The 13,094-nt window shown below is 71.5% G+C and carries 9 protein-coding genes; 3 read left to right on the top strand and 6 right to left on the bottom strand.

The features are described 5' to 3' along the window. Window positions 1-1,252: MdtA/MuxA family multidrug efflux RND transporter periplasmic adaptor subunit (locus Q0C41_RS11805; protein WP_291983981.1), on the bottom strand; the 1,252-nt coding region annotated here is incomplete at its 3' end. Between the two features lie 131 nt (window positions 1,253-1,383). After that, on the bottom strand, window positions 1,384-3,555 hold the full coding sequence (locus tag Q0C41_RS11800) for a PQQ-binding-like beta-propeller repeat protein (protein ID WP_291983980.1): 2,172 nt from the start codon (window positions 3,553-3,555) through the stop codon (window positions 1,384-1,386). A gap of 88 nt (window positions 3,556-3,643) precedes the next feature. Here Q0C41_RS11800 and pssA point away from each other — a divergent pair, with 88 nt between their 5' ends. Then, entirely contained in the window at window positions 3,644-4,285 is a 642-nt protein-coding gene (pssA, locus tag Q0C41_RS11795; protein WP_367079202.1) for a CDP-diacylglycerol--serine O-phosphatidyltransferase, read from the top strand. Window positions 4,286-4,306: 21 nt separating this feature from the next. Here pssA and Q0C41_RS11790 read toward each other — a convergent pair whose 3' ends face one another. Continuing rightward, window positions 4,307-4,768, bottom strand: a complete 462-nt coding sequence (locus Q0C41_RS11790; protein WP_291983978.1) for a hypothetical protein — start codon at window positions 4,766-4,768, stop codon at window positions 4,307-4,309. A gap of 144 nt (window positions 4,769-4,912) precedes the next feature. Between Q0C41_RS11790 and Q0C41_RS11785 the strand changes: the two genes are divergently transcribed. Continuing rightward, complete coding sequence (locus Q0C41_RS11785; RefSeq protein WP_291983977.1) at window positions 4,913-6,757, top strand: glycosyltransferase family 4 protein; 1,845 nt, start codon at window positions 4,913-4,915, stop codon at window positions 6,755-6,757. Between the two features lie 3 nt (window positions 6,758-6,760). Here the strand turns inward: Q0C41_RS11785 and Q0C41_RS11780 are convergent, their stop codons facing one another. Then, window positions 6,761-7,807: a hypothetical protein gene (locus Q0C41_RS11780; RefSeq protein ID WP_291983976.1), complete on the bottom strand. Its 1,047-nt coding sequence runs from the start codon at window positions 7,805-7,807 to the stop codon at window positions 6,761-6,763. 218 nt (window positions 7,808-8,025) lie between these two features. Between Q0C41_RS11780 and Q0C41_RS11775 the strand changes: the two genes are divergently transcribed. Further along, entirely contained in the window at window positions 8,026-8,772 is a 747-nt protein-coding gene (locus Q0C41_RS11775) for an SDR family oxidoreductase (protein WP_291983975.1), read from the top strand. A gap of 107 nt (window positions 8,773-8,879) precedes the next feature. Here Q0C41_RS11775 and Q0C41_RS11770 read toward each other — a convergent pair whose 3' ends face one another. Together Q0C41_RS11770 and Q0C41_RS11765 are read right to left on the bottom strand one after the other, a co-directional pair. After that, entirely contained in the window at window positions 8,880-10,430 is a 1,551-nt protein-coding gene (locus Q0C41_RS11770) for a DUF1501 domain-containing protein (RefSeq protein WP_291983974.1), read from the bottom strand. Between the two features lie 6 nt (window positions 10,431-10,436). Then, a complete protein-coding gene (locus Q0C41_RS11765) occupies window positions 10,437-12,962 on the bottom strand; it encodes a DUF1549 domain-containing protein (protein ID WP_291983973.1) in 2,526 nt (841 codons plus the stop codon). Between the last annotated feature and the right edge of the window lie 132 nt (window positions 12,963-13,094).

Here is a 13,094-nt window from a genome sequence, read left to right as displayed (position 1 = left end):
TGGCGGGGGCCCCGGCGCCAGGCGCGCCCGTGGCTGGCGGGGCTCCGGACGTCGCGGGCCGGGTGGCGGGATCGCCGGCCGAGCCGGTCACGATCTCGACGCCGATTCCCTCGCGCAGCGCGTCGACGCCTTCGAGTACCACGCGTTCGCCCGGCTCGAGACCTTCGGTCACCGCCACCCGCTCGCCCTCGGCCGCGCCGAGCACGACCTTGCGGATCGTCGCGGTGTTGTCCGGCTTGATCACGTAGACGAAGGTGCCGAACGAGGCCCGCTGAATCGTCGCCGACGGCACCACCGTCGCTTCGCGCAAGGTCGACAGGTTCAGGTTGATGTTCACGAACTGGTTCGGGAACAGGATGTCGTTCTCGTTCGGGAAGACGGCGCGCAGGCGGATGGTGCCGGTCGTGGTGTCGATCTGGTTGTCGACCGTGCGCAGCGTGCCGGTGGCCAGCCGCGTCGTCTCGGCGCGGTCCCAGGCCTCGACGGCCGGGTTGCCCTCGCGTCGCATCGCCGCCAGCACGGCGGGCAGGTCGGTCTCGGGCACGGTGAACAGCACCGAAATCGGCTGCATCTGGGTGATGACCACGATGCCGCTGGCGTCGCCGGGGTTGACGAGGTTGCCGACGTCGACCAGCCGCAGCCCGAGCTTGCCGGCAATCGGCGCCACGACGCGCGTGAACGACAGCTGGAGCTTGGCGTTGTTGAGTTGGGCGTCGTTGGACTGCGCCGTCCCTTCGATGCCCTTGACGAGCGCTTCCTGCGCCGTGAGCTGCTGCTTGGGGATGAGCTGACGATCGAACAGGGACTGGAAACTGGCCAGATCGGCGCGGGCGTTGTTCAGCCGGGCGTCGTTCTCGGCACGGACGCCCTCGGCCTGCGCCAGGGCGACCTGGTACGGCCGCGGGTCGATCTCGGCCAGGAGCTGCCCGGCGGTCACGCGCTGGCCCTCGGTGAAGTGCACCCGAATCAGCTCGCCGCTGAGCCTGGGGCGGACCGTGACCGTGTTGATGGGCGTGACCGTGCCCAGCGCCTTGAGGTCCACCGCGATGTTGCGCCGCTCGGCCGAGACCACGCGCACGGGCGGCTTCTCGCCGCGGGGGGCCCCGAAGCGCCCGCCGCCCCGCTCCACGGGGGCAGGCTGACCGATGCCGTAGTACCAGACGAGGCCGGCTCCGCCGAACAGCAGGACGGCTCCGATGAGCCATTGGCCCAGGCGCGATCGCCTGGACGGGGTATCGACGGAGGTGTTCATGGGCGGGCGTCTTCCGGCTGCGGGTTCACTCAGTCAAGTACGACCGCCGGGCAGGTGACATATCCCGGCATGACGCACAGACCTCCTTGGACGCCGTCGGACGCCCTCCGGACACGGCCGGCCCGCGCCGGTCAGTCCGGCAGGGCGAAGGCCACCAGCGTGCTGCCGGCCGGACGGTTCGACTTGCCGCCCCCCGCCGAGATGACGACGTACTGCTTGCCGTTGGCCATGTACGTGCTCGGGGTGGCGTTACCGCTGAAGGGCAGCCTCGCCTGCCACAGCACCTTGCCCGTCTTCTTGTCGAAGGCGCGGAACGTCTCGTCCGCGGTGGCGCCGATGAAGATCAGCCCCCCGGCGGTCACGACCGGGCCGCCGTAGTTCTCGGTGCCGGTCGGCGGAATCCCCCGCGCGGTCAACTCGGGATACTCGCCGAGCGGCACCTTCCAGAGCAGCGCGCCCGTGTTCATGTCCACCGCGTTGAGCGTGCCCCAGGGCGGCTTGATGGCCGGGTAGCCCTCGCGGTCGAACCAGCGCTGGAAGCCGCCGAACGCGTACGGCGGCTCGGTCTGATCGTCTCGCGCCGCCCCTGCCGGTGCCCCCGACCCACCGTTGCCCCGCGTGTCCGGCGCCGGCTCGGTGCCGAACAGGTAGCCGACGATCGCGTTGCGCTGGCGCGCGCCGAGGCGATCGAACGGCGGCATGCGTCCACCGCCCTGCACCATCACCTTGTGGACGTACTCCGGCGTCTTCGGCCCTCCCAGCGCGTTCAACGCCGGCATGCCTCCCCGAACGTCACCTGTCCGGTCGGCGCCATGACACGCCGCGCAGTGCACCAGGTACTGGCGATGGCCGAGCGACAGCGGCGCGCCGTCCGGGCCACGCGTCGGGATCATCCGGTAGAACCACGGGATCTCGTTCACGTTGGCGTACAGCACGCCCTCGGGGTCGGCGGCTGCGCCGCCCCATTCGAACCCGCCGTCGGGACCGGGGAACAGGATGGTCTCGTCAAGGCTCGGCGGCGGCATGGCCCCCGCGTTGCCGCTGCGGGCGAAGCGCTCCTTCGTGAGCAGCTGCGCCATCGGCGAGATCGTCGAGAGGTCGTCCGCGGTGTACCGCTGTCGCATCAGCGGGGCCGGCTTCTCTGGCACCGGCTGCGTCGGCCAGACCTTCACCCCCGGGATGCGCGACGGGGTCGTCGGCCGTTCGTGCACCGGCCACAAGGGGGTGCCCGTGACGCGGTCGAACGCGAACAGCAGACCGTGCTTGGTGCCCTGCGCCACCGCGTCGATCTTCTTGCCCTCGTGGGTGACGGTGAGCAGCGTCGGTGGTGCGGGCAGGTCGAGGTCCCAGAGATCGTGATGGACGATCTGGAAGTGCCACAGGCGTTTCCCGGTGTTGGCATCCAGCGCGACCACCGCGTTGGCGAACAGGTTCTCTCCGTAGCGGTCGCCGCCCCAGAAGTCCGGCCCGGCCGTCTCGGTCGAGATGTAGACGATGCCGCGCGCCGCGTCGACCGAATGCCCGGACCAGTCGGAGGCGCCCCCGGCCGTCTTCCAGGCGTCCGCGGGCCACGTCTCGTACCCGTACTCGCCGGGACGCGGGATCGTGCGGAACGTCCACTTCAGCTCGCCGGTTCGGACGTCGAAGGCCCGGATGGCGCCGGCGACGTTCTCCGGAATCAGCCCGCCCACGATCAGCAGATCCTTGTAGACGACGCCCGGCGTGTTCAGGCGCACCGAGGGTGTCCCGCGCAGTCCCAGCCCGCGCCCCAGATGAATCGAGCCGTTGTCCCCGAAGGTGCGAACGGGGCGTCCGGTGCCGGCATCGAGGGCATAGAGCCAGGTGCCGGCCGACGTGAAGATGCGCCGGTTCTCGCCCTCGGCCCAGTAGGCGAGCCCCCGCTGCCGGTTGCCGACGGCGTCCTCGCGTTCGGTGCGCGGGTCGAAACGCCACCGCTCCTGGCCGGTGGCCGCGTCGAGTGCAATCACCTGCCGCGACGGCGAGGCGGTGAACAGCACGCCGTCCACGATGAGGTTGTTGGTCTGGAAGTCACCGCGAGCCTGGCTGCTCGGGTCGCCGTCCACCGGCGTGCCGGCGGCATCGAACGTCCAGGCCACCTTCAACTGGGCCACGTTCCCGGTGGTGATCTGCGTCAGCGTCGAGTAGTGCGTGCTGCCGGCATCGCCGAGGTACGCCCGCCAGTCCTGCCCGGCGCCCATGCCCGGGCCGCGCGACGAGTTCACCGCGCCACAACCGGCGCCGACCAGCAGCATCGAGACGAGAACGACGGGACGCGCGTGCACCAGGGGAGCCTCCGGGCGCCCACTATATCGAAACGGTCGGGCTGACTGGCCGGGCCAGCCCCCGGTCGTGCTGGCGCACTTGTGTAGGATGCCAGCCATGCCTGCCGACGCCCGTCGTCACATGTCGATGCTGCGGTCCTACACGCCCGCGGACCTGTTGACGATCGGCAACGCCGCGTGCGGCACGGTCGCCATCTTCCTGTGTCTCGAGCATCTGGCCGGCCAGGAGGTGCGCTTCCTGTGGGTGGCCATGCTGCTGCTGCCCCTCGCGCTCGTGCTCGACCTGCTCGACGGCTACGTGGCCCGTCTCGACCGCGCCCATCAGTCGCGCCTCGGCGCCGACCTCGACTCGCTCGCCGATGTGATTTCGTTCGGCGTCGCGCCGGCCGTGCTCGGCTACACGCTCGGGCTGCGCGGCGGCTGGGACATGCTCGTACTGACCTACTTCGTCGCGTGCGGTGTGAGCCGCCTCGCGCGCTTCAACGTGACGTCGTCGTCGCTGGCCGACGAAACGACGGGCAAGGTGAAGTACTTCGAGGGCACGCCGATTCCCACCAGCGTCGTCATCGTCGGGGTGCTGGCGCTGGCGTTGTGGCTGGGGCGGACCGGCGACGCGCTGTGGCTCGGCGCGTATCGCGTCGGCCCAGCCTGGTTCCATCCGATCGTGTTGCTCTACGCGGCCAGCGGCAGCGCGATGATCAGCGCCACGTTGCGCATCCCCAAGCCGTAGGGGCGCGTCAGCCCGGGCGTCTCACCCGCCGGCGACGCACATCGAGACGATGGAGACCAGGCCGGGCGCGCCGGTGTTGACATCGGACGTCGTGCACACGCGGGACAGCACGGCCACGCCGGTGGCCACATCGAAGCGCAGGTCGATCTGCAGCTGCGCCCCCGCCGCCGGCGAGATGGGCACGCGCACCAGCGACTCGCGCCCGTCGGCCCGGAGAATCAGCGACGTGACGGTCACAGGCACGCTCGCGAACTGGAAGCGCCCGTCGGCGTCCACGGCAGCCACGGGACCACCCGGGATCTGCACGGTCAGCGTGCCGGGTGCAGGACTGCCGACCAGGGTCACCACGCCGCGCACACCGACAGCGGCTGTCGCCGCGGTCGCCGACGCGCCCTGCGGCGCGACCGCCGTCGGCGACGTCGGTGTCGATGAACTGCACGCCGACGCGATCAGCAACGGGATGGCCAGGGGCATCGGTCTCACGGTGTGGGTCCTCCACGCGTTGACGAGCCGCGATCTTGCGGGACACCGCAGTGTACCGACAGTCACGCCGTCTGCAGCTCGACCGGCCGAGACGGCCGTGTATCATGCGCCGCATGCCGCCGCGTGCCCCGAAGGCCCCCTGACGTGAGTGGGCGCGCCTGGACGGTCCTGTTGCTCGAGCCCCCTGGACGCCAGGGATACGCCGGCGAGCCTGCCCTCGCCGACGAGCCCGCCCGCGCGCGCGCCATTCAGTGTCTTCGCGTCCTCTGGCCCCGCCAGCCCGTCGTCGTGGTGCCGTGGGCCGCGGATGCCGCGCCCGCCAGCGACGCCGCGGACCCCACACGTGCCGCCGCCGATGTGGACGACCGTGACGCGGACGTGGTCGTGCGGACCGCCCCGTTCTTCACGGACGCGAAGCGACTGGCGTTCGTGGGCGCCCAGCACTGCGCGCAGGTCACCGTCATCCGTGCCGGCGCGCTGCTCCTGCCGATGGCCGTCCTGCGCGAGGTCGCGACGCAGGCCCGCGTCCGCTCGCTCGACGTCGCGGCGCTGTCCGGGGTCCCGGGCGACGTCTGCTACGTCGTGCGCGGCGAGACGCTGGCGCTCCTCGCATCGCTGCCCCCCGTGCCTGGCACGACGACGGTGCCGCAGATGGTCGAGCGCCTGGTCGAGACCACGCCTCGCGGCATTCCCCTGACCGTTGCCCGCGTGGCCCCGCGAGAGGGCGCGTGGACACCGTTGGCCGCGGCGCTGCCGGTCTCGTTCTGGCGGTCCTCAGCCATCGCACCGCTGCTGGAACTGCCCGCTGCGCAGCGTCTGGCGTCCGCGGTCCGGCAGCAGCAGCGCGCCTGGGCGGAGGCGCACGCGGAGGTGCAGTCGCGACGCTCGGCCCCGGCATCCAGTGACGTCACCGGCGAGCGTCGTGTGCCGGTGCTCGTGGTGGTGCCCTCGCGATACCAGACGGGCGCGCACTCGGCATGGGCACAGCTCGTCCCGCACCTGCCGTCGGCCGAGGTCGCCTTCCTTGCCGGACGTTCGACGAGCCTGCAGGCCCTGCTCGAGGCACAGGGGTTCGGCGTGCACGAGGCCCCCGAGGGACTCGGCGGTCCCAGCGCGCTCGACACCGCGGCACTGCTGAGGGCCGTCGATGCCTGCCGCCCCTCCGTGGTGCATCTCGATGGAGCCGAATGCAACGCCTGGGCCGGACTCCTCGCGGCGCGGGGCGTGGCGGTGGTGCAGCATCTGCGGCTCAACGACGTCGAACGCTTCCGTCCGGCCTTCCCGTACGTCGCGGCGATCGTCGGCGTCTCGCGCCATCTGTGCGACGAGGTGATCCGGCGCACGAGCCCGTCGATGCGTGTCGAGCACATCCCGGATGGCGTGTGTCTCGAGCCCGAGGTGGTGGCGGACATCGTCCCCGGCATGCACGGTGAGGTGCGCTGCCTGTGCGTCGGACGCATCGAGCCCGCCAAGGATCAGATGCGCGTCCTCGACATCGTCGAGGCCCTGCGCGCACGCGTCGCGTGCCGACTCGTCCTGGTCGGCCCCTGCGGCAGTGACGCGGCGTACGGTGACGCGCTGCTCGAGCGCATCCGCGACGATGCCGCCGTCGTCGAGTGGCGGCTGTCCGTCGTGCCGATGGCGCCGCTGTATCGGCAGGCCCACGTGGTGATCGTGGCGTCGCGCAACGAGGCCCTGGGCATGGTGGGCATCGAGGCGTTGGCGGCGGGCCGGCTGCTCGTCGCCCAGCGGTCGACCGGCTACGAGAGCATCATCAGCCCGGACCAGCGCGACGGACTGCTGTTCGACCGACGGGAGTCCGCCGCCGACGTGGCGATCCGCATCGAGGCCGCGCTGGCCGACATCTCGACGTACGCGCAGGCGGCGCGGCAGACCGCCACCGCGCGCTTCGATGCGGCCATCACGGCCGATCGACTGCGGCGCCTGTGGGCGACACTGGCGGCCGACGGGACGCGCCTGTCTCGCTGACGGCTAGCGCGCCACCGTCACGCGCGCGAGGCGTCCCCCGGCCCCGGACGCAAAGCCCGTACGGCCGTCGGGCGCGATGCTGACCGCGTCGTAGCCGGCGCCACCCGCGGCGTTCCACGACTGCCCGTCGTCGACCGACGTGTCCGAGCCGGCCGGGCCCACCGCCAGCCAGGCACGCGGGCCCAGCGCAGGCAGACTGGCGACCGCCGAGCGGTAGCCGGACAGCCCGCGGCCTGTCGGCCGGTGCCATGATGCGCCGCCATCCGCCGTGACGGCCGCGTTGTCGGTCGCCTCGGACTCCTTGGTGTACACGCCGCCGACGACCACGCCGTGGCGCGCATCGCGCATGGCGATCGAGAAGATGCCCGTCGCCTCGCCGGTGGCCACGGGCGTCGTGGTCACGCGCCACGTGCGTCCGTGGTCGGCCGTGTGCAGGACCCGGGACGCCGTCGTCGCGATCCAGATGTGGCCGTCGCTGCGGGCGACGACATTGGTGCCACTGGCGGCGAACGCGCCCTCGTTGGGCAGGGCCGGCGGCAGGCGGTCGGCCGGCACGCGCGTCCAGGAGGCGCCGCCATCGCTGGTGGTGAGGATGACGAACTGGCCGCGGACCGCATCGCTGAACGCCACGCCGTGCGCCGCGTCGCTGAAGGCCAGGGCATCGAGGAACATCGCGGCATCGGCGGCGGTGTAGCGCAGGCTCCAGGTCGCGCCACCGTCGGTCGTCCGGTAGATGCGCGAGCCGTCGCCGGGCGCCGCGCTCATCACCACGGCGGTGGTCGCGTCCGGCGCGTCGATGTCACGGAAGTCGAGCGCGTCGGCGCCAGGAACCGGTCGGGCCTGCCAGTTGTCGCCACCGTCTGTCGTCCGCAGCACCGTGCCGCTCCCGCCACTGGCCCACGCCACGCGGGGCGACACCGTGCTGATGCCGCGCAGGCGGACGGTGACGCCGCTCTGCAGCGACGTCCAGTGCACGACCGGCGTCTGCGCCGGCGCCAGGGCCACGACGAGGCTGGCGACGAGGACGCCCGCGGGGAGTGCAGGATGCATGGCGGGATTCTGTCATGCCGGGAACCGGGAACCGGGAACCGGGCACCGGGGATCGGGACTCGGAGGTCGGGAGTCGGCGTCGGGGACCCGGAGTCGGGGTCAGGAGCGATAATGCAGGGCGACCACCGGGCAGCGGGCGCGAGAGCGGGCGCGGGCGCGGGCCTGGGCCCAGCCTCAGCCCCATGCCGACGGCAGGCGACGTGTCAGGAGACGAGACTGTGTCAGGACGATTGGCGGGGAAGCGGGCGGTGATCACGGCGGCGGCGCAAGGGATCGGTCGCGCGAGTGCGGAGGCCTTCATCCGCGAAGGCGCGCAGGTCATCGCCACCGATGTCAACGCCGAGGCGCTCGCCACGCTCACCGGGTGCGAGACGCGGGTGCTCGACGTCACCGATGGCGCGCAGATCACTGCGCTGGCCGCCGACCTGGGCGCCATCGACGTGCTCTTCAACTGCGCCGGCATCGTCCATGCCGGCACGATTCTCGAGTGCGCGGACGCCGATTTCGATCGCGCCATCGCGCTCAACGCCAAGGCACAGTTCCGGTTGGTGCGCGCCTTCCTGCCCGGCATGCTCGCGCAGGGGCGTGGCTCCATCATCAACATGTCGTCGGTGGCGTCGAGCGTGACCGGCGTGCCGAATCGCTTCGCGTACGGCGCCAGCAAGGCCGCCGTGATCGGCATCACCAAGTCGGTGGCCGCCGACTTCGTCGGCAAGGGCGTGCGCTGCAACGCCATCTGCCCGGGCACGGTGGAGTCGCCGTCGCTGCGCGATCGCATCAGGGCGCAGGCGGCCGCCAACGGGCAGGAAGAAGCCGAGGTACTCGCCGCGTTCCAGGCCCGGCAGCCGATGGGACGCCTCGGGCAACCGGAGGAGATCGCGATGCTGGCCGTCTACCTCGGATCGGACGAATCCGCCTTCACGACCGGCGCGGTGTACGTCATCGACGGCGGCTGGACGACGTAGGGGCGGCATGCGGGCATGCTGCCATGCCGACATGGCGAAATGCCGAAATGCTGGAATGCGGGAATGCTGGAAGGGGGAAGGGAAAAGGGAAAAGGGAAAGGGAAAAGTCAGGCGAACAACGCCGTGATCGGCTTGCCGATGCCATCCTTCGTGACGTACACCGGGCGTCGCTCCACGGTGTAGGCCGTATCGGCCGGGATGCCGAGCGCGTGGAAGATCGAGGCGTGCAGGTGCTCGACCGGCACCGGGTGCTCGATGGTGGTGCAGGGGCGCTCCTCAGCCGTCTTGCCGTAGACGAAGCCCTTCTTCACGCCGCCGCCGAACATCAGCACGGAGCCTGCCGCGGTGAAGTGCCGGTGCATGCCGTAGTGGCGCGGGTCGCTCATCACGGTCGGGATGTTGATGGCCTGGTCCTTCACTTCCTTGCCGACCTTGCCTTCGGTGACGGCGTCACGGCCGAACTCGCTCGCGAGCACGACGAGCGTGCGGTCGAGCAGCCCCCGGGTCTCCAGGTCACGAATGAGCTGCGCGATCGGCGCGTCGATCATCTGCTTCATCGCCTCGGCCCGCGAGTGCCCGTGCTCGTGGCTGTCCCAGTGGACGAACGGGATGTACTCCGAGGTCACCTCCACGTACCGGGCTCCGGCTTCCACCAGCCGCCGCGCCAGCAGGCACCCCTGGCCGAACTTGCCGGTGTCGTAGGCCTTGTACGACGCCTCGGGCTCGAGCGCGAGATCGAAGGCCTTCGCCGACGAGGACCGCAGCAGCCGATCGGCGCCGTCGAGGGCGCGCACCAGGGACTCGCGCTGGAAGTCGCTGCCGTACTGATGCACGGGCTCCTTCGCCAGCAGTTGCTCGAACAGCTGGCGTCGGCTCTGGAAGCGCGTGCCGTCGAGGCCCCTGGGGGGACGCACCGCGGAGGCCGCGTCCTGCGGATCGACGATCAGGAACGGCCCGTGCTCGGTGCCGAGGAAGCCCGCGGTGTGGAACGCCTTGAGCGTGCCGATCTCGCCGGCCCCTTCGACGGTCTGCCCGATGGTGATGAACGGCGGCATGTCGGGCTCGCGCGGCCCGAGCGTGCGCGAGACGATGGCGCCGATGTGCGGCATGGCCATCGGCTGCGGCGGGACGTAGCCCGTGTGCCAGTGGTACTGGTGGCGGGAATGCAGGATGAAGCCCAGGTCCGCGGCCTGGAACGTTCGGATGACCGTGCCCCGATCGATCACGCCGGCAATCTGCTCGAGCCCCTTCGTGAACTTGATGTGATCGACGGCCGTGTCGATCGTCGGGAAGGTACTCAGCACGGCGTCCAGTGGCACGCCCGGCGCGTACGGCGTGTAGCGCTTGGGATCGAAGGTCTCGGTCTGCGCCATGCCGCCGGCCATCCACAGCACGATGACCGCGTCCGCGGTCGCCGTCCGCGCCCCGGCGCGTCCCGACTGTCCGACCACGGCCGGCGCTGCGGCGAGCCTCGGCTCGCCACCCGCCAGCGCCGCGAGCGTCCCCGCCGCCGTGGTCCCGAGGAACCGTCGTCGGCTCACGCGCTCGTAGATGTGCCGTTCCTCGCGTGTCAGCGACGACAGCGTCGGATCCGCGGCGGCACGGGGGGCCGTGCCGTCGGTCGTGAGGGGCGTGCGGGTGTCGCGTGCGTGCGCCATGATGTCTCAGTAGAGCAACTGGAACTCGGGCTTCATCAGCACGGCCCAGAGGAAATCCGCGACGCCGGCGGGGGAGAGGCGTCCCGGGCGCGCGGGGTCGACGACGACGGCTTCGGCCAGCGCGCGCTCGTCGGTGGCGGGCGCTCGCCCGAGGGCCTGCCAGAAGACGCGGTCCACCAGCGCGCGCGCGTCGGTGGCCACGGGCGGCGCCGGCAGCGGGAGCGCACCGCCGGGTGGCAGCAGACGCTCGAGGTCGGGCGTGCGGTCGAAGACGAAGAAGCGCACCGACGGGTTCAGCGTCGAGCCGACCTCGGTGCGCGCGTTGGCGATGTCGACGCTGCCGGTGAACCGGACCACCCGCCGGCCCGTGAGGTCGTAGCGCAAGAGGGACGGCGCCTTGACCTGCAGCACGCGTCCCTCGTCGATCACCGCCGGTGCGGTCGCGTTGGTCGTGCCGGGCTGCTCCGCCACGGGCGTGAGCGTGGCCAGACGGGTCTCGGCGCCATCGGCATCGATCAGCACGGCATCGGTCCACACCGGCTGCACGCGATCGGGTTCGTTGGAACCGGTGTCTTGCACCACGAGCCAGAGCGTGCTGGTCGTCGAGACGTCGAGATCGAAGCCGCGCGGCTTGGGCGCCCGCCCGGCGATCGACGCGGTGAACCGGCTGTACGTCTCGGCTGGCAGGTCTCCGATGAGGCGCTGCGCACCGCGGGCCAGCCACTGCGTCAGCCGTTCCCCGTTGACCAGTTCGAGTGCCTGTGGAGTCGTCGCATCGTCGGGCCGCACCGAGATCACCTGGTCGCGGATCGGGCGGCCGAGCGCGCGCGTCAGCGGGCTCGAGGCGGCGCGCCATTCGCGCGCGTACACACCCACCGACCGCGGATCGGAGTCGCGCCGCAGACCCTGCGCCGGCACGGCGCGCCGCGGCACCGACGGTCCCGGCCACGTGCTCCATTCCCCGGTCAGCGTCCCGATCGCGTCGGCGAATTGCTCGGCCGTCAACCGGCGGACCTCGGGCCCCGTGAATACGTAGTCACGTGCCGACGGTTCCGCAGTCCGCGGCACTGCCGCCATCTGGTAGGGCTGCGACGTGGCGATCGTCGCAATCAGGTGCTTGACGTCGTAGTCGTGCGCGGCGAAATCGCTGGCCAGCCAGTCGAGCAGGTCCGGACTCCACGGCCGGGTGTCCATCTCGTCGGAGCTGGCGACGATGCCGTGACCGAGCAGGCGTTCCCAGATGCGGTTGACGAGGGTGCGCGGCATGCGGCCGTTGCGCGCGTCGGTGAACAGGCGCGCGGCGGTGGCGCGGCGGTCGTCGAGGGTCTCGCTGCGCGGCGTGGCCTGCACCTCGGGGAAGACGAACTGCGGCCCGGTGTACTCGTCGCGGGCGACGTCACAGCGGTAGAGACGGAGCTTCGGCTCCGGCGAGAAGTACGCCGCCAGGCCGAAGGCGTCCTTCAGCTTCCAGCGGCTGACGAAGCTGTCGTGGCAGGCGTTGCACTTCATGTTGACGCCGAGGAATACCTGCGCCGTGTTCTGCGACGCCTGCATCCAGGGGGTCACCGCGGCACTGGTCTCGCCGCGCCAGTTGACGCCGATCAGGAAGCCCTTCGGGTCGGTGTCCCGGGCGGGATTGAGCAGCGCCGCGACGAAGGCGTCGTACGGGCGATTGCGCCGAAGGGCCTCGAGCAGCCAGGGCGTGATGCTCTTGCGGCCGTCGCGCTCCGAGAAATAACTGACGCCGTCCTCGTTGCGCAGCAGGTCGTTCCAGAACGACATCCAGTGCTCGGCATACCGGTCGTCGTCGGCGAGCAGTCGCGTGACGAGTCGCTGTCGCTTGTCGGGCGCGGGATCGGCGAGGAAGGTCTGCAGCGCGTCCGGGTCGGGCAACAGGCCCCAGATGTCGAGGTAGACCCGACGAGCGAACACCGCGTCGGCGACGGGCGGCGGCGCGTCGGTCTGCTTCGCGGTGCGCGTCAGGTACGACGCCACGAGTCGATCGACCGGCGCCGACCAGGAGGGCCAGATGGGCGCGGGAAGCTCGGGTCGCGTCAGCGTGATCGGGGCATCCCAGGGCTGCGGGGCCGGCGGTGCCGTCGGCGTGGCGCGCGCCCCCTCGTCGATCCAGGCACGGATGAGGGCCAGCCGCCCGGCGTCCAGTGGGTCTTCCCCCTTGGGCATCACCGGGTCGACCGCGCCGGTCAGCCGGTCCATGAGCAGACTCCGGGCGCTGGCACCGGGACGGACGATGGCGCCGCTGCGCCCGCCCTCGAGCAGGTCGGCGTAGGTCGCCACCGACAGCCCGCCCTTGCGCGTCTCGCCGTCGTGGCAGTCGGCGCAGAACTCGTCGAGGATGGGCTGAATCTGGGCGGCGTAGTCGATGCGGCCCGCCGACGGCACGGCGCGCGCCGTGGCGGCCGGATCGACGCCGCCTGGCGGCGGCACGGTCGGCGGCACCGGCGATTGCGCGCGTAGCCATGCGGTCGCGAGCCAGAGCACGCTGGCGCCTGCGAGACACACCCGGGTCATGTGTAGGAGAGTACCCCGCCAGCGGTCGCCGTTGCAGCCTGACGGCCGGCCCCGCGTGTCCAGTTCAGCTTGTCGCGCCGCGGACACCTCCCTATGCTCATCGAGAGCCAGGCCGACCGTCTCGGTAGCCGG

The sequence above is a fragment of the Luteitalea sp. genome, from assembly GCF_022842525.1.
GTDB lineage: Bacteria > Acidobacteriota > Vicinamibacteria > Vicinamibacterales > Vicinamibacteraceae > Luteitalea.
This window is presented reverse-complemented; position numbering and strand designations above follow the sequence as displayed.